General features: G+C 50.2%; 14 protein-coding genes and 1 CRISPR repeat array. Of the genes, 8 read left to right on the plus strand and 6 right to left on the minus strand.

Going from position 1 to position 18,075, the window contains the following annotated elements:
• Window positions 1-52: 52 nt before the first annotated feature.
• Window positions 53-739, minus strand: a complete 687-nt coding sequence (locus ACO0K8_RS16235) for an ArsR/SmtB family transcription factor (RefSeq protein ID WP_422947698.1) — start codon at window positions 737-739, stop codon at window positions 53-55.
• A gap of 126 nt (window positions 740-865) precedes the next feature.
• On the opposite strand from ACO0K8_RS16235, the gene ACO0K8_RS16240 reads away from it, so the two are divergent.
• Window positions 866-1,246, plus strand: a complete 381-nt coding sequence (locus tag ACO0K8_RS16240; protein WP_422947699.1) for a RidA family protein — start codon at window positions 866-868, stop codon at window positions 1,244-1,246.
• A 344-nt stretch (window positions 1,247-1,590) separates the two neighbouring features.
• Here ACO0K8_RS16240 and ACO0K8_RS16245 read toward each other — a convergent pair whose 3' ends face one another.
• On the minus strand, window positions 1,591-2,454 hold the full coding sequence (locus ACO0K8_RS16245) for a WYL domain-containing protein (protein WP_422947700.1): 864 nt from the start codon (window positions 2,452-2,454) through the stop codon (window positions 1,591-1,593).
• A gap of 152 nt (window positions 2,455-2,606) precedes the next feature.
• Here ACO0K8_RS16245 and cas3 point away from each other — a divergent pair, with 152 nt between their 5' ends.
• The 7 genes from cas3 to cas2 are packed head-to-tail and all read left to right on the plus strand — an operon-like array spanning window position 2,607 to window position 10,157.
• Window positions 2,607-4,853: a CRISPR-associated helicase Cas3' gene (gene cas3, locus ACO0K8_RS16250; protein WP_422947701.1), complete on the plus strand. Its 2,247-nt coding sequence runs from the start codon at window positions 2,607-2,609 to the stop codon at window positions 4,851-4,853.
• A gap of 11 nt (window positions 4,854-4,864) precedes the next feature.
• Window positions 4,865-5,530: a type I-C CRISPR-associated protein Cas5c gene (gene cas5c / locus ACO0K8_RS16255; RefSeq protein ID WP_422947702.1), complete on the plus strand. Its 666-nt coding sequence runs from the start codon at window positions 4,865-4,867 to the stop codon at window positions 5,528-5,530.
• Window positions 5,527-7,287, plus strand: coding sequence for a type I-C CRISPR-associated protein Cas8c/Csd1 (gene cas8c / locus ACO0K8_RS16260; RefSeq protein ID WP_422947703.1), 1,761 nt, complete (start codon window positions 5,527-5,529; stop codon window positions 7,285-7,287). Before cas5c ends, cas8c begins: the two co-directional genes overlap by 4 nt.
• Window positions 7,284-8,168, plus strand: a complete 885-nt coding sequence (gene cas7c, locus ACO0K8_RS16265) for a type I-C CRISPR-associated protein Cas7/Csd2 (RefSeq protein ID WP_422947704.1) — start codon at window positions 7,284-7,286, stop codon at window positions 8,166-8,168. Before cas8c ends, cas7c begins: the two co-directional genes overlap by 4 nt.
• 26 nt (window positions 8,169-8,194) lie before the next feature.
• Window positions 8,195-8,824 carry a CRISPR-associated protein Cas4 gene (gene cas4, locus ACO0K8_RS16270; RefSeq protein ID WP_422947705.1) on the plus strand — a complete coding sequence of 210 codons (630 nt, stop codon included), beginning with the start codon at window positions 8,195-8,197 and terminating at the stop codon, window positions 8,822-8,824.
• Window position 8,825: 1 nt separating this feature from the next.
• Entirely contained in the window at window positions 8,826-9,860 is a 1,035-nt protein-coding gene (cas1c, locus tag ACO0K8_RS16275; RefSeq protein ID WP_422947706.1) for a type I-C CRISPR-associated endonuclease Cas1c, read from the plus strand.
• A gap of 6 nt (window positions 9,861-9,866) precedes the next feature.
• Complete coding sequence (gene cas2 / locus ACO0K8_RS16280) at window positions 9,867-10,157, plus strand: CRISPR-associated endonuclease Cas2 (protein WP_422947707.1); 291 nt, start codon at window positions 9,867-9,869, stop codon at window positions 10,155-10,157.
• 176 nt (window positions 10,158-10,333) lie between these two features.
• Window positions 10,334-12,462: a CRISPR direct-repeat array (repeat unit 37 nt; unit sequence GTATCGCCCGATCGCAAGATCGGGTGCGGATTGAAAC).
• Window positions 12,463-13,010: 548 nt separating this feature from the next.
• Here the strand turns inward: cas2 and ACO0K8_RS16285 are convergent.
• The 4 genes from ACO0K8_RS16285 to sph form a co-directional block, all read right to left on the minus strand.
• Window positions 13,011-14,573, minus strand: coding sequence for a Dyp-type peroxidase (locus tag ACO0K8_RS16285; RefSeq protein ID WP_422947708.1), 1,563 nt, complete (start codon window positions 14,571-14,573; stop codon window positions 13,011-13,013).
• An 18-nt stretch (window positions 14,574-14,591) separates the two neighbouring features.
• The gene (locus ACO0K8_RS16290) at window positions 14,592-15,293 is read right to left on the minus strand and encodes a hypothetical protein (RefSeq protein WP_422947709.1); all 702 of its coding nucleotides are present in this window, start codon (window positions 15,291-15,293) and stop codon (window positions 14,592-14,594) included.
• Window positions 15,283-16,005 (minus strand): hypothetical protein, encoded by a 723-nt coding sequence (locus ACO0K8_RS16295; RefSeq protein ID WP_422947710.1) that lies wholly within the window; start codon window positions 16,003-16,005, stop codon window positions 15,283-15,285. The genes ACO0K8_RS16290 and ACO0K8_RS16295 overlap by 11 nt, the downstream gene beginning before the upstream one ends.
• 417 nt (window positions 16,006-16,422) lie before the next feature.
• Window positions 16,423-17,952, minus strand: coding sequence for a sphingomyelin phosphodiesterase (gene sph, locus ACO0K8_RS16300; protein ID WP_422947711.1), 1,530 nt, complete (start codon window positions 17,950-17,952; stop codon window positions 16,423-16,425).
• Window positions 17,953-18,075: the final 123 nt, after the last annotated feature.

Consider the following 18,075-nt stretch of genomic DNA (forward strand, 5'->3'; position numbering starts at 1 on the left):
AATAGATGCTAGCCATAGCGCCCTGCAAATGCTGACACCTTACCGACTCAGCCTATGCTTTAAATAGTTCTTGAAACGCGCTATTCCCTTTTGGCGTAATACTCACTATGCGGGATCGGGGTGAGCGTTGTATCCATTTTTTTGCGACAAATAAATCGAGTAAGGCCGCTCCTAAGACTCCACCCAGATGGGGGCGTCGTTCGGTAAGATCTACGCAGACGCGGGCAAATACTCTGCGTTTTACTTTCGTTAAGTCGACATTTAAAGCGCTCAATTCTTTTTCTCCCAAAGCGGTCATTAAGTATTCTTGTCCGTTCAACGTCAACCACTTGGTCTTTAGCATTGCATCGAGAATTTTGACCGCAACTTCTCCGGCTAAATGGTCGTAACAGGTTCTGGCATGTAAAAAATGCGCCGGCATGGCTCGCGCTAAGGACGGGCTTTTGGGCGATCTCGGCGGCGCTACCTTGCTTAGCGTCGCCATGTTCTCTATCAAATGGGCGACTTCTGGATTGGCTATCCTAAAATAGCGATGCCGACCTTGAGCCTCAGAATGAAGCAAGCCTCCTTTGACCAATTTTGCCAGATGCGTACTGGCCGATTGGGCAGAAATATTTGCGCTGTATGCCAACTCACCAGCAGGACGCATAGTGCCATCAATCAACACCCACAAAATTTTTGCGCGTGCGGTATCGGCCAATAACTGCGCCAGGCTAGCAATGTCGGGCATCTCATCCATACTTCATCGCTCCATGAAACGTTCATCGTACACCGTGAATATACTCAAGTCCATATCGTTGGCAGACTGAGGTGACGGGCGATATAAATTGTTAGCGGCTGGTTTTATTAACGACACGGAGAGCATATGAATACACAGCACAATGCAGGAGTGGCGATGCATATCGGTCGCTATAGTGATTCAGTGGCAGTCACAAGTAGCGCAAAAATATTGTTTGTATCCGGAACCCCCGGTACCAATCTGGACGGCACACTGCCCATAGATTTTGAAACGCAAGCCAGACTCGCATGGGACAACGTGATACGCATCCTTGCCAGCGCAGATATGCAAGTAAAGGACATCGTCAAGCTCACACAAACCCTGATCCGTAGAGAGGACCTGGATGCCTATCGAGCCATCCGTAACGACTATCTGGGCGAGCTACGTCCGGCATCGATGCTGAGTTTCGTTGATGGACTTATTTGGCCAGAGATACTGATAGAGCTAGAGCTGATCGCGGCGCGGTAAGGCGCGACTTTTGCGTAGAGCGTCCATTGCCGTAGAGGTATTGACGCCGCAGTGTGCAAATTTCAAATACCCACCCTGCCAACGCGCATATCCCATGCGCCTTTCCAGGCACATTGGCCTGCAGCCCGCATGGAATATGCGCGCTGGGCTAGGGGAACTTCTAAAAATCTATTTTTAGAACGCATAGCTTTGTTGCACATCCTCGCAATACCGACGTATTGCTCCGGTGTGCGCCGTGGTCTGCATCTCTATAAATGAGGTTGTTAGAAGTTTCCCTATGTTTTTTTAGAATAAGCTGATCAGCTATTTATAAAACAATGAATTGATTTGCCTATTTTTTAAGCTTAAGAAGACTTGAAAAGATATTGCTCTATCTCGGTAAAATTCTCGACGACGATTTGTTGCGCCTTCGGGAGCATGTCTAGATTGTGTAGATCGATATTAAATGCACGCAACATATATTCGACTAAGGGAGCCCGTGTCTTTACTTCGAGGCAGCCGTCTTGCATATTAAAATCGCGTGCGATTATTTCTTGCTGAGCTTGCTCAAGGCGGCTATCTGGCTTGATGCGTAACAGCACCTCGGTATTCCACAGCGTATCTTCGGCTGAGGTAGATTGACTCTCATCCAGAATTTCTGGCTCGCCACGGAAACGGCTCAGCACAAAATCGCGATACTTACCATGCTTTTCGCAATACGCGCGCACATGCCAGCGTAAGGGTGTACACACCAGCGTATGTGGCACGATGATGCGATCCTCCACAACAGCGGTAGTCATGGATATGTAGCTTAAATCAACACGTTTATGTTCGCGTGACGCCTGAACCAAGGCTCTTAAAATAGTAGGCTCTATGTGACGCAATGGTACCTGCAGCATCTCGGTATGGGCGAAACCTAGATCTAATCCCTGGAAGGTATGCGCGATATCTTTATTTCGGCTGAGCACATGCAAATACTCATCCGCCGTACCCGTCGTCAGCTTCGGTGCAAAGCTATTACTCGGGACATAGCCCTTTAAATACTTATCGTAAAACAGATTGCCCGGCGCGATATCGCGCAAATAGGCATTGATATCCTTACTCGCCTGTTGCCGGCCAATGCCAAAGCTATTGCACAAATGATTGGTCGTCAAACGCCCCTCCCATTGCGCCACGATTTCAATTAAACGATAACGCGTCAACAAATCCCAACGTAACGGCCAATTCAATTTGTGTCTCCTAGATGTGCCTGAAAAATCGACATGTGCATGTAATCAGTATGGATATGTAATCAATATCGACATACTATCTCAATCATCAAAAAAACAAAGCCAAAGTAAATTCGCTGCGGCTTAAATTTAATCTCAAGAAAAGTGTAGGCATGGAACGTATTACACCAATCGCACATGCGGCAAAAGATCAAAACGATATTTGGCGTGAGCCACATCTCCTTGATGAACACCTACGCGCGGTGGCGCAAATCGCCGCAACACAAGCAGGGCGCTTCGGCGGTTCTGAATGGGCGCATCTCGCCGGGTTATGGCATGACTTGGGTAAGTACCGTCCACGTTTTCAGCACTATATTCGGACAGTAAGCGGTTTTGAGGCAGACGCACATATCAAAGGCGAAGCAGGAAAAGCGCCGCATTCTACCGCCGGTGCCTTGCTGGCATGTGAGCGCTTTAAAAAGCCTGGACGTGTACTCGCTTATCTCATCGCCAGTCATCATGCAGGGCTTTATGATTGGTTTGGCGGACTGGATATTCGTCTACAACTGCAAGACAGCCGAGATGAATTTGACGAAGCATTAGCGCAACAGCCGCCATCTGACATTCTTGATCATGGGACGTTTGTCCCCGATTTGGGCAAAATTCCTGGCGGTAAGGATGGTTTTTCTTTGTGGGTACGTATGCTGTTCTCCTGTTTGATAGACGCAGATAGGCTAGATACCGAAGCCTACATGGATGCAGACAAAACCACGTTACGTAATAGCTGGCCAAATCTACCATGCTTGCTTGAACAATTTGATTGCTTCATGCATAGCAAAACAAATGCGGCAGAATCCACACCGGTAAATCAATTACGAACTAAAATTTTGCACGAGTGCCGAAAAAAAGCGCTTGATGCACCCGGCCTATTTTCTTTTACCGTGCCTACTGGCGGTGGCAAAACACTTTCTAGTCTTGCGTTCGCATTGGAACATGCGAAACATCACGACAAGCGACGCATCATTTATGTCATTCCGTATACCAGCATTATCGAGCAAACCGCTGATATTTTCCGTTCGATTTTTGGCGATGCCGTGATCGAGCATCACAGTAATGCCGAAGCTGATCCTCAAAAAGAAAATAGTAAAAGTCATCTCGCCTGTGAGAACTGGGATGCACCTGTCGTTGTTACCACCAACGTTCAGTTTTTTGAATCGCTGTTTGCCGCTAAAACCTCACGCTGTCGCAAACTCCATAACATCGTTGATTCCATTGTGGTGCTGGATGAAGCTCAATTATTACCTCCCGAATTTTTGCAGCCGTTACTCGATGTGCTTAATTTACTGACTAAGCACTATGGTGTCACCGTCGTGCTCTCTACCGCTACACAGCCCGCCTTATCCACCCGCGATTACTTTGACGCCAAAAACAATATGCGCGGCCTCAACAACGTGCGCGAGATCATGAGCGACCCTGATGCGCTTTATCGTGCATTGGATAGGGTCAAAGTAACGCTACCTGACGATTGGAATAATTCCGTAAGCTGGGACGCATTGGCAGAAGATATCACGCAAAAGGTATCGGTTCTCGCCATCGTCAACCGCCGCAAAGACGCACGTGAATTATGGCGACGAATGCCCGAAGGAAGCTTGCATTTATCGGCGCTGATGTGCGGCGAACACCGTTCACACACCATACAGGCAATCAAGGCCCGTCTCAAAAATGGCATCCCAACCCGCGTGGTGAGCACGCAGTTGGTCGAAGCGGGTGTTGATGTGGATTTCCCTGTCGTGTATCGCGCGTTGGCAGGCTTGGATTCTCTGGCACAAGCTGCAGGGCGATGCAATCGCGAAGGCAAACTCGCGATGGGCGAAGTTATCGTATTTATCCCGCCACAACCTGCACCACTCGGTCATCTACGCAAAGCTGAAGATGTCTGTCGCAGCGTTCTGCATGGTCAAACCGGCAATCCACTAGATAGAAAGCTATTCGCTGGATATTTTGAAAAGCTGTATCACGCTTGTGATTTAGACGCACAAGGTATCGTCAAATTATTGGAGGTGGATGGCGCAACACTAGCGAGCAATTTTCGCACTGCCGCTGACAAATTTAAACTGATTCAAGACGAGGACAGCGCACCAATTATCGTTCACTACCGTGGCCCGGGAAATGACGATGACACGATCGATAAATGGCTACATGCGCTGAAGAAAGATGGCCCAGATCGCTGGCTCATGCGCAAGCTTCAGCGCTACACCGTAAATGTCGCCAAGCGAGATGCCATGCGGCTTCTCGGACAAGGTGATATTGAAGAAATCATCCCCGGTTTATACGCGCAAGCGAACGATTATTTGTATCATGAACAACTTGGTCTTATTGTAGAGGGCATTTTGCCTTCTACCTCGGCACTCATCGTCTGAAAGGATTTGTCTTGAAACGCTATTGCCTAGAACTATCTGGTGACTTTGCATGCTTCACCCGCCCCGAGATGAAAGTCGAGCGAGTCAGTTACGACGTCATCACACCTTCCGCCGCACGCGCCTGTTTCGAAGCGATTTTATGGAAACCGGCGATTCGTTGGCATATCCGACAGATCGACGTATTAAAGCCGATTAACTGGATTAATCTACGCCGCAATGAAGTGGGTAGCGTCATCTCTACCCGTAACGTCGAGACGGCCATGAAGGGCGGCAATGCGATTCTTGGGTTAAACATCGAAGACGAAAGACAGCAACGCGCCGGTCTTTTTTTACGCGATGTCGCTTACCGTGTACATGCCGACTTGGAGTTTTTAGCAGGCCGCGACGCTAATGCGAACGCCAATAAATATTACGAAATGTTCGAGCGCCGGGTAAGCCGAGGCCAATGCGTCAATCAACCTTATCTTGGTTGCCGCGAATTCGCCGCTTATTTCAGGTTAGTCACAGACATGGCAACTGAGCCTTGTGCTATAGACGAAACCCGTGAACTAGGCTTTATGCTGCACGACCTCGATTTCAATAAACCTAGTGACCCGACGCCGCGATTTTTTCGTGCGCAACTGAAAAACGGCGTAGTAATGGTGCCAACCTGGGATAGTGAAGAGGTGCGAGGATGATATTGCAAGCACTGAACGATTATTACTTAAGGCGACAATGCTTACCGAACCCGCAAGATCGCTTGCCCGCTTTTGGCTTAGAAGATAAAGAGATCCCTTTCGTGATCGAAATCGATGCGCAAGGCCGCTTGGTAAACTTGGTCGATACAGGGACAATCGAAGGAAAGAAAAAGATAGCGCAACGTTTTTTGGTACCGCAGGGAGTTAAAAAAACTTCAGGCATCGCCGCGAATTTATTGTGGGATACGACCGAATATGTCCTGGGCGTGGATACAAAAGGCAAACCAGAACGCGTTGCAGAACAACACGCAGCTTTTCGCGCGCGGCTCACTGACTTATCTGAGGAGGCACAAAATGACGCAGGAATGCAGGCCATTTTTGCGTTTTACAATAACAATGACATAGCACAATTTGAAAATTTAACAGCCTGGCCTGACATCTTACTTAAAAACCCAGTCATGACATTTCGCTTGCATGGCGACGTCGAATTGATTTGCCAGCGCCCTGTCATTGTGGCTGCAACGGCGCAGAGTGCAGACACTTCCAGCATTGATGGGACTTGCCTTGTGAGTGGCAAACCCGACGAGATTGAGCGCTTGCATTCAGTCATTAAAGGTGTCTGGGGTGCACAAACTTCAGGTGCAAACATTGTCTCGTTTAACCTAGCCGCATTTAGTTCTTACGGTAAGGATCAAGGTAAAAACGCGCCACTTGGTAAAGCTGCTGTTTTTGCTTACACGACGGCGCTTAATGGCTTGCTGGCACGCGACTCGCGTCAGCGAATACAGGTAGGTGATGCCTCTACGGTTTTCTGGGCAGAAGAAGAACATGATCTTGAAAGCGCATTGCCTGATCTATTCGGTGATCCGCCCAAAGATGACCCTGATCGCGGAATAGATGCAATCAAAATGCTTTTACAAGCGGCGCAATCGGGCAAGTTTAGTCATGGCTCTGCCGAGACGCGCTTCCACGTTTTGGGGTTGGCCCCGAACGCAGCACGCATAGCGATTCGGTTTTGGGAAACGGCAAGCGCACACGCATTGGCAAAAAGAATCGTCGCGCATTTCGATGACATTAAGATTGCCCGCGCACCGCATGACCCAGAACATCTCTCTGTGTTTCGCTTGCTCACATCGCTGGCGTTGCAAGGTAAAGCGGACAACATCCCACCGAACCTTGGCGGTGATGTGATGCGCTCAATTTTGCAAGGCACGTGTTACCCCGCACCGCTGCTCAATCTTGCAGTGCAACGCTGTCGCGCAGAACAAAAGCCCACGTATGCCAGAGCTGCCGTCATCAAAGCCTCATTAAATCGCCTTATACGCCGCGCCAATCTTATTACCTCTCTCACCGCAACCCGCTCAGAAAAGGAATTTCAAATCATGCTCGATCCAAGCAACACCAATCCTGCTTATCTTTTAGGGCGACTATTTGCGACGCTCGAAAAAATTCAAGAGGAAGCCAGCCCCGGACTGAATGCCACCATACGTGATCGCTATTACTGCGCCGCATCCAGCACACCGGTCGCCGTGTTCACTACTTTGTTGCGCCTAAAGAATCACCATTTGGGAAAATTGACAAAAGGCCGTGCCGTGCAAATGGAACGATTGATTGCCGACATCATGGGTGGTTTAAATGATTTCCCCCGTATTCTTGCTTTACCAGATCAAGGCCGATTTGCACTCGGTTATTACCATCAACGACAAGCGTTTTTTACTAAATCTGAACCTACCAACAATCAAGAGGAATCGCAATGAGCCTGACTAATCGCTACGACTTTGTACTGCTGTTTGACGTAAAAGACGGTAACCCAAATGGTGATCCGGATGCAGGTAATTTACCTAGGCTGGACGCGGAGACCGGCCACGGTTTGGTCACCGATGTTTGTTTAAAACGTAAGGTACGTAATTTTGTCGGCATGGCAAAAGGCGAGCAGCCACCGTTTGAAATTTATGTCAAAGAAAAGGCGGTTCTGAATAATCAACATAAGCGCGCTTATGTGGGTATCAATCGTGAGGATTTGCTTGCTGGTGATGACAAAAAGCGTAAAGGTGGTGATGCAGTTGATGAGGCGCGTAGCTGGATGTGCCGTAATTTTTTTGATGTACGCACCTTCGGCGCTGTTATGTCTACCGGTATTAATTGCGGTCAGGTGCGTGGCCCGGTTCAGCTCACCTTTGCACGTTCTATCGATCCTGTTATCGCGCAAGAACATTCCATCACACGCATGGCGGTAGCAACAGAAGCCGAAGCAGAAAAACAGGGCGGTGACAACCGAACTATGGGACGCAAACATACTGTGCCTTACGGCCTGTATATGGCGCATGGCTTCGTCTCTAGCTTCCTGGCCAAGCAGACCGGTTTTTCAGAAGACGATTTAGAATTATTCTGGCAAGCCTTGATACAAATGTTTGAACATGACCGCTCAGCCGCCCGTGGCGAAATGTGTACACGGGGCTTGTATGTGTTTAAGCATGATTCAGAACTCGGTAATGCACCGGCGCACAAATTATTTGAGCGCATACAAGTCGCACGCAAAGAAGGTGTCGAAGTGCCGCGCGGCTTTGCCGATTACGAAGTGCAGATCCAGGATGCCGATCTACCGGCAGGCGTAACTTTGTTGAAAAAGGAATGCTGATTTTGGTTTGAATCAGTTTAATCTCCATGACAAAAAACTCCGCAGACGATCCAGTCGCACTCTCCGCGCTACAGCACTGGATCTATTGCCCACGCCAGTGTGGCTTGATTCATCTGGAGCAGGCGTTTGCGGAGAATATTCATACTGCCCGCGGTCAGGCGGTGCATCATTTAGTCGACACGCCCGGTTACGAAATGAAAGCCGGAGTGCGCGTTGAGCGTGCCTTGCCAGTATGGAGTGATAAACACAATCTGATTGGCAAGGCCGATTTAGTCGAATTTCATCCCGACGGCAAAGTGTATCCGGTCGAGTTTAAACACGGTGCCAAACGGCAGAAATTACATGACGATATACAGCTTGCCGCGCAAGCCATGTGTTTGGAAGAAATGCTAGCTCGTCCGGTGTCTAGTGGTGCGATTTTCCATGCCACTAGCCACCGGCGGCGCGAAGTCTTGATCACGCCAGAACTGAGGCAACTAGTGATTGCCACCGCAGACGCCATACGCACCATGCTGGCATCAGGCCAGTTGCCCCCGCCTGTGAACGATGCTCGATGTAAAGAATGCTCATTAAAAGAGATTTGTCAGCCAGAGGCGGTCGCGCAACGTGACAGGCAACATCAACAACGACTGCGTTTGTTTATTACGGAAAATTAACGTGCACACTGTCCAGAATACACTCTATGTCATGACTCCGAACGCCTATGCGCATTTGGAAAATTCAACCTTACGGATTGATCTTGATCATGAAAAGAAGCTACAAGTCCCCCTTCATCATTTGGGCGGTCTGGTCTGTTTCGGTAACGTCATGGTATCGCCCGCATTAATGCATAGGTTAGCGGGCGAAGGAAAATCGCTAGTACTTTTGGATAATTCTGGACGCTTCCAGGCGCGGCTAGAAGGCCCAGTCTCAGGCAATATTTTATTACGACAGGCGCATCATAGACTTGCTTGTGATCCTCTTTATAGTCTGGAGTTTGCTCGTGCGATTGTCGCGGGCAAACTTAAAAACAGTCGCGTTACGGTGCAACGCGGTGCGCGTGAAGCGGCAGATGCTGAAGAAGCCAGTACACTTGGCCGTATCGCCGACAATCTTGCTGCATCTTTGCGCGCGGCTGCAATTGCCAATAATTTGGATGAACTGCGCGGTGTAGAAGGGGAGGCAGCCAGAGGATATTTTGCAGCACTTAATTTAATTGTTAAGCCACAGATGCGCGCAATATTTACACTCAATGGCAGAACTCGTCGACCACCATTGGACAGGTTCAATGCCTTAATCTCATTTCTATATGCGATGTTGATGAATGATTGTCGTTCGGCCTGTGAAGCCGCAGGCTTAGATGCGCAGCTTGGTTTTTTGCATGCGGTACGCCCAGGTCGTGCCTCATTAGCGCTTGATTTACAAGAGGAATTTCGCTCCATACTCTGTGATCGTCTGGCATTGACTTTAATTAATCGAGGACAAATCAATGCCCGTGATTTTGATGAGCGCGAGGGCGGTGCTGTGATGTTAGGTGATAAAGGCCGTCGTACTGTCGTCACCGCATGGCAAGAACGTAAACAAGAAGAAGTCGTACATCCGCTGACTGAAAATAAAGTGCCTATTGGTCTGTTAGCCTTTATTCAGGCACGTTTTATGGCACGCGCGATACGCGGCGAGATGGAAGGCTACCTTCCTTATCTGCCTAAGTGAGTCGTTATGCTGATCATTGCTACTTATGATGTCTGCACCACCACAGCGGCTGGGCGAAAACGGCTACGCCGGGTTGCCAAGGTCTGCGAAAGTATAGGCCAGCGGGTGCAACATTCTGTCTTTGAATGTACGGTCACTGACATGCAATTTGAAGAATTGGAACGTAAGCTCCTAGCTGAAATTGACCAAACCAAGGATAATCTACGTTTTTATCGCATTACTGAACCGGTCGATTTGCGTGTTAAACAGTATGGCTGTTTTCGCGCGATTGATTTTAATGCGCCCCTTATCGTTTAAGCGCGAACGATAATCAACGACTCAAATGCGCTACATTCGCGCAAGCCTTAAGTCTATGATTAATATGATATTTCCCGAAGTGAAAATTTTTACAAACAAGGAACTTTGGTTCTTTGTTGCGGTTTCGCGAGAAACTGCAAAATACTCCATCAATAACAGTAACTTATGTTGATGGAGTATCGCCCGATCGCAAGATCGGGTGCGGATTGAAACCCCCATTTCTAAAGCTAGTTTTTTTGTCTCGGAAAGTATCGCCCGATCGCAAGATCGGGTGCGGATTGAAACTCTGATTCTGTCGTGAAGGCGGCTTGGTGCGCTGGGTATCGCCCGATCGCAAGATCGGGTGCGGATTGAAACATCAGGCCAGACAACAATTCACCGACCACCGGAATGTATCGCCCGATCGCAAGATCGGGTGCGGATTGAAACATGCTGTACAACACCGCCCGCGCGCCTGGGCAAAATGTATCGCCCGATCGCAAGATCGGGTGCGGATTGAAACTGATGAAAGCGGCGCTTCGCAAGTTGAAACCAAAGCGGTATCGCCCGATCGCAAGATCGGGTGCGGATTGAAACAATTATTCACATCCCTCACCGGGCGTAGCCCGATTCGTATCGCCCGATCGCAAGATCGGGTGCGGATTGAAACTGTCGATGCGGCCAATGACCAGCCGCTTGCGAGTGTATCGCCCGATCGCAAGATCGGGTGCGGATTGAAACCTATAAAAAGTTTTGATACAACATGACATTGCTAGGTATCGCCCGATCGCAAGATCGGGTGCGGATTGAAACTGGACGTCAGACAGCGGAAAAACGATTTATGGGAGGTATCGCCCGATCGCAAGATCGGGTGCGGATTGAAACTCTGGTAATAGCTACGCAATCAATACAGGGAAGGGCGGTATCGCCCGATCGCAAGATCGGGTGCGGATTGAAACACCCATGAGATCGCGTCTAGCCATGTGGTAGTGACGTATCGCCCGATCGCAAGATCGGGTGCGGATTGAAACTCTGCAAAAGGATTTGGCGTATCTGGCACTTTTCGTATCGCCCGATCGCAAGATCGGGTGCGGATTGAAACATACCATACCCAATCCACTAAGCCAGTTTTGCTGCGGTATCGCCCGATCGCAAGATCGGGTGCGGATTGAAACGCTTGAACAACCGTACGCAGATTGCAACTAAAACAGTCGTATCGCCCGATCGCAAGATCGGGTGCGGATTGAAACAAGATGCCAACACCGATACGTGCCGAATCATGAAGTATCGCCCGATCGCAAGATCGGGTGCGGATTGAAACAGATACGCAAGCCATGTTTGACGAGTCAACCAAGGTATCGCCCGATCGCAAGATCGGGTGCGGATTGAAACCATCTGGATTCCCAGCTTACACGTCAGTTATTGATGTATCGCCCGATCGCAAGATCGGGTGCGGATTGAAACTCGATCATTCGCAAGTCAGGATTAAGCACCTCGCAGTATCGCCCGATCGCAAGATCGGGTGCGGATTGAAACACCGAAGTATCGCCACTGGCAAAGCGCAACGCATGTGTATCGCCCGATCGCAAGATCGGGTGCGGATTGAAACTTAATGACGTCAATAGCCTCCCATCCTCCAATGACGTATCGCCCGATCGCAAGATCGGGTGCGGATTGAAACACGAGGGAGAGCGCATTACACCGGCCGCATATAACCGTATCGCCCGATCGCAAGATCGGGTGCGGATTGAAACTGGGATAGCTATCTGAAAGTTGGCCGGTGCGCGAGTATCGCCCGATCACAAGATCGGGTGCGGATTGAAACTTCGTCTATCGGCTTTTTACGCATGAGCGCAAACGGTATCGCCCGATCGCAAGATCGGGTGCGGATTGAAACAGTTTAGGACCAGATTGAACATCGTTTGAGGCCTGTATCGCCCGATCGCATGATCGGGTGCGGATTGAAACTTATGTGGCTTGCGCCACAATCTTTTGTAGCGGCGGTATCGCCCGATCGCATGATCGGGTGCGGATTGAAACTGGGATAGCTATCTGAAAGTTGGCCGGTGCGCGAGTATCGCCCGATCACAAGATCGGGTGCGGATTGAAACACCCTCACTGATAACAAAATGTACGATGTGCTTATGTATCGCCCGATCGCAAGACCTGGGGTGGATTGAAACAGGGTTTTCACGCGCTATTACTGCCTGTTACATTTGTATCGCCTGATCACAAGATCGGGCGCGGATTGAAACACATGAGTTTTTTCGCGGTATGGCTGGCAAAATTGTATCGCCCTAACACACGATAGGGCGTGGATTGAAACACTCTGTTCAGCTTATGGAGGTGGACGCAGCTTAAGTATCGTCTGATCGACGAGTAATTATACGATGTCTTAACAATTTTCGACTGAAATTGCATGAGCGTCGATAGCTTAGAGCGCCAGCACATAGACCCACCGCGTGTATTCCATGTTCGTTTATGAACGTAACATCGGTCTGTGTACTTTTGGGGATATGAGAGCAATTAAATAGGCCGGATTTTAAACCCGTGGAATTCGGCGGGTTTAAAAAAAGCTGGTCTGAATAGCTTTACGCTGACGCCCAAGCAATGGATAGCATGCGCCGGTGCAGTGCTGCGACTTAGGTCAGTTCACTTCCGCACAGGCAGCGATCAAGAAAAGTTAGTAGGTGTCGGTCTTACACTGATCGGTAATCACGCATCAACGAAAAAATAACATCAAGAACCAAGCAATTTAAGTCCCCCTGCCAACGCGCATATCCCATGCGCCTTTCCAAGCACATCGGCCTGCAGCCCGCATGGGATATGCGCGCTGGGCTAGGCCTTTTTGCGGAATTGTTTGGTTGTGCTGGGTTAAGTCGGGTCGACCACTCCGCGAGCTATCATGCGTAAGGCGGTCAGGCTGGGGACGAAGAAGTAATCTCCGCCGCGGGTTTCTACCAGACGCGGAATCTTGGAGAGAAAGTACGGGGCTTGATCGCCTTCCGGGTCTACCTGCAATACCGCCTTGCTAGGGAATCTGTCGTCGGCGCTATGGTTGCCGAGTATGACGTCCTTGTCATTGCCGGCCTTAAAGTCATTGCCGTAATTGATCCATTGTTGCTGGACGAATTCAAACTGGCGGGCGATGTCGGCATTGAGCATCATGATGATGATGCCGTGATTGCCGTCGTCGCGGCTGCGGTCTTTGACCTCGCCATACGGCAGGCCACGCCGTATGATGCGACGCCGGTTGCTGAGTGCGCCGGGGGTGTCGAAGGCACCGGTATTCATACACATGGAGCCCGGCGTCGCGCCTTGTGTCATCTCTAGCGAGGCGCGTGGATTGATGCGGCGTATGTGGGCGCTGAACGGGCATTTGGCACCGCTCATGTCGGCGTCGTAAGTGAAGTTACTCAGGAGTGCATCTTTTTCTGCCTCATTGGCGATGGCCAGCTCGGCATCAAACTTGGCCTTGCTGGCAGCGTCTGGGGCGCGTGTCAGCGGTGCGCCATTGTCGCGCCAGCGGCCGACAAATTTAGCGGCCAATAACTCCTTACCGCCCGGATAGGTTTTGCCGTGTTGCTCCAGGTAGGCGTCGAAGCTGGCGACGTTTTCGTGCAGCTTGCGATATACCATATAGCTGCCGTTGCGTGCCAATAAAATCGGTTCGGGCGCGGCTGGGTATTCTTTGGCTTCATCGATGTGGCCGAGTAAAAATTCACCGATGGCGAGCGGCTCCCAACTGCCATCTGGCATTTGTTTGCCGCGCCCGTTTTTATTCATGGCCTTGCTTGGCATGCCGACAAACACCGGGTCGCCGATGCCGTCGGTATAGCCGAAATGTTCTTTTGCGGTGGGCTGGCCGTTTTCCATGACGACCTGTACGTCTTGGTAGTCTAGTAGTACATCATCCTCGCCGAGATGGCCGCCTAGTATGACGGCGGCATCGGAAAATTCTTTTAACAGTGCAGTGAGCCAGGCATAAGCTTGTTCCAGCAGCGCCTGGTTGCGGGCATTAAAGGAGATAAAAATGTGTACGTCTTTTTCGCGCAGCTCGCGATTGCCTTGCCAGATCGGATCCCAGTGCTCGGGCGCGCTGGCACCGTCGTCGCCTAAGATATCTTTGCGCTGCTTCATGCCTGCGACAAACTCAGGCGAGAAGCCGATCAGCGACGAGCGCGGCAGCTCTAGCTCTTTTAAACCCTGATAACTGAAGGCCACATTCACGGTCCAGTCGGGTTGTTGGATTTGGCCGGGGCCCTTGCCCCAGTCCACCGAGGTGGTGACCTTGTTGGTGATCGCCGCCAGTAATGCACGCGCTTGGCTGGCATGGCGAATATTTAAAAAAACATAGCGTGCCACTGGATAACCGTAGCGACCATAAGCGCGTATGACATTGCCTTGAATATCGAGTAAGTCTAATTGTGGGTCCATCAGCTTTGCCTCTTCACTCTAAAGTTTATATTTGCCGGCACTCCAGCTCGGTGCGCTCAGGTTTTTCGGCGCTACGCGTTGCATGAAATCCTGTAGTTTGATTTTTAAACCAGGCGCATCCAGCCCCTGATTCTCTACCGCGAATTTACTGAATTCTTGTTTCAGATACAAGGCTTTTAATTGCTCGTCTAAAGAATCGTCATTCGATCCTACAAAAAATAATGAGGGCGGCAGACTGCAGCGTTTGATATAGGCGACAAATTGTTCGGCGCTGTCGACTTGCTCGAAACCATAGCAATAGCCCCAAACTTCTTTGATGCGTGGGCAGATGTTATGCCACATGGCGCGCAGATAGGGATCAGGATCGCCGCCAGGCCCGCAGTAAAAATTGCATGAGAACACCAGATAGCGCGATTGCAGATGATCTTCAACCGGAAGCGCAGAGCGGCGTAGCGGATCCGGTACTAGCGGCAAAAAATCGCTGATGGTATCGAGCGCACCGCCGCCCGGTAGTGATTGATAGACGACATCGTCGAGCACAAAATAGCGACATAAGTAGGTGTTGGGCACCAGCGCCATCGGGCTATTTTCTTCATCATTCCAGGCTTGCAGGCGATCTCTGACCAGGTCGGCGTAAGCGATCTGCTCTTGGGTGTAGGCATTTTTGATGGGCGATAAAACCGTTAAGGCATAGGCGTTGCCGCTGAGATTACTGGCCATGCTGTGCTCCTGCGTTTGTATTCGGATTACGCGCTGCAGCGCTAGCCGGCAGCCCCAATTCCTTTTGCGCATTTTTGCTGTGGCGTAGTTCGCGCTTCTGCACCTGGGCTGCGGCCATGCTGACGATAGGGGTTGGGTACATATCGCCCAGATCGTGCTGCAAGCCGCGCAGCAAGGCACGGTAACGTTGCATGAAGGCCTCATCACTATTATCGAGTGGATGATCTTGAAACGCGATCAAAGCTTGCTTGACTGCTTTGGCGCTCTTGACATCGTTAGCGGTCGCCAATGGGTAGGCGCTGTAGTAATGGATGGTTTCTAGCTGGTTATAGCGTATGTAGCGATGGAAGGGCGTCAATGCCACCGATTTTGGGTAGCGGATATTCCACTTCCAAAACATATCCAGGCCGCCCGGGATAGAAAAAGTGAAGGAATCTACGTACTGATCCCAACTGCCATTGAAGTTACTGAAAAACAGCATGTAGGAATATTTTAAGTTTTCTTTCGGCTGGTTCGCATCCAGATGCGGGAACTGATGCTTGCCTATGATGACCCAGCGCGCATAGTGGATGATGGAGAGCGTGATCAAGCCCTTGAGGGTAGACGGGGTTTTTAGCGCAAACCAGAAAATGAATTTATTCAGCCAGGTGGTGTAGGAACGTATCGGTGTGATTACGTTCATCGCATAGGCTTTGCCAGCAATATTCGACATACGCACTCCTTCTGTGTGTGAAACAAGAGCAAGAGAGTAGGAACAAAAAATGAGACTAGACTTAGAGTCAATTCACCAACGTTTGCATAGTGATCTGAGAATAATTTGTTGTCAATTTATTCTTTTGTGTTCTGGGTGTTGTGTGTTTTTTGCGTAGGTATGAAAGCTGCACGGTTTTTTTTAGCCATGCCGCCAGTGCGCATATTCCATGCGGGCTGCAGGCCGGCATGGCCGGGAAGGCGCATGGGATATGCGCCTTCAGGCATGCCTGATAAAATTTAAGTTCGCGCTGCAATGGGCTTGCGCGCTTAGCTTCAAACCGCAAATCTAAGCCTCAAAATCTAAGCCTCAAAATCTAAGCCTCAGAGTCTAAGCCTCAGAGTCTAAGCCGCAGAGTCTAAGCCGCAAGCTAATTCCTTAGTAAGCCAGTTGCATGCGCCAGTCTAAAGTTGTGGGCCTGATTGGCAAATGCACGCGAAATTGCTCGTACAGACCTATGCTGCCGGACCATAGATACACTCTGTCCTTATAGCTGCCGCTGTTCCAGGCAGTCAGATAGTAATCTGCTGCTCTGGCCCAACTCTTGAACGCCACGAGATCGCCTTCTTTCAGGCAAGCTTGCGGATTACTCAGATTGATCATGCGCAATTCTGGATCGGCTTGCAAGCTGCCCGAGCTAGAGTAGTAAGAGTACTGATTGCCATTGAGTGCGCCCGACCAGGTCAGAAAAGTATTCGCCAGATCGGCTCTTTCTATACGCAGGTAGTCGCCAGAACGCAGGCAGCCATTGTCGCGCATGGCAAAATTATTCGATAGATTAAAACGCGTGCGTGGCGCACCAAACTGAGCAGCATCGGTCCTGATCCAGCCTTGTTGGTCCGGCGCGCTTTGCAACCAGCGCCCGTTACCCACATTTTGCAAGCCGACCTGGCGATAGCTACCGGCCTGATCGACAAACGAGTGGGTAGGGGTGCTGGCATCGGCCCGGGCGAAAGCTTGTAGCGGGTAATGGTCAGAGTAATCGGTGTAGGCATAGCTGCGCTTGTTGACGGCATCTTGTACCAGCCATTGCGGCGAGGGTGGATCGATTGCCAGGTTGTGCCACACCGTAGGCTGGCGATGGTTGCGATCGACCAGGATGTAATCGAGATATTCTTGCGGATCGCCAGTGCGTGCGCCGTAACGTTCTAGCGCGACACCGTTACTAAGCGTATCAAAGGTATGCGGGACGCCGACATAGCGCGGTTCTTGCACATTCAGTGTGCTCAGCATGGCGCGGTATTCTGCGCTATTCCAGCGGTTGATATTGAAGTCGCCAGTGATCACTACCATCTCGCTATTTGGAATGCCTTTGCGGTCTATCCAGCTGCGAATTTCTGCCAATTGGGCCTGGCGTATCGCTGCATGGCCACCATTGCCACTGCAACCCCACGAGGATTCAGATTGTAAATGGGTGCTGATGACATGATAAAACTCGCCGAGCCGGTTAATCTTGGCATAGGCAAAACCCTTGAGTGAAGGAAAATCATCACCGCAACCGGCAGCGTTGTAGAGATATTGAATTTTTTCAGTGATAGGCCATTTGCTGACGATCGCCACGCCGCCGTCTTCTGGCACGGCATCACGCCAACTTCCCTCGGTACGATCCCAGCCATTTTTGTCGCGACCGATGACCGGTGTTTGATACGGAAAACGGGATTTCATGGCGGCGAGCAAGTCGGTCGAAGCCCGATTATCAAATAATTCCTGGAACGCCACCACCTCTTGTTGCTCCAGCGATGGTGCTTGCGCGATCAGTTGGGCGCGCTGCAGTTGGCCAAAATTAGGAAAGGCGGTAAGCGGCAGCAACATGGTGTTCCAACTGCTCAGTTTCAGGTCTTCCGGATAGGCCGCATGCGTTTGCGTCGCCGCCATCGCTAGTACTAGAGTACAAAGTATTTTTTTCATGGGTGAGCCAGGTAAACGCGATTGAAAAACAGAGATGTTTTTTACTTGGCGTACAGCGAATTTATCCAGTACCCGCCAGTAGCCGCCAGTAAGGCTAAGGATTTTAGTGTCAGAACATGACCG

The organism is Undibacterium sp. Ren11W (assembly GCF_049340485.1).
Taxonomy (GTDB): domain Bacteria; phylum Pseudomonadota; class Gammaproteobacteria; order Burkholderiales; family Burkholderiaceae_D; genus Undibacterium.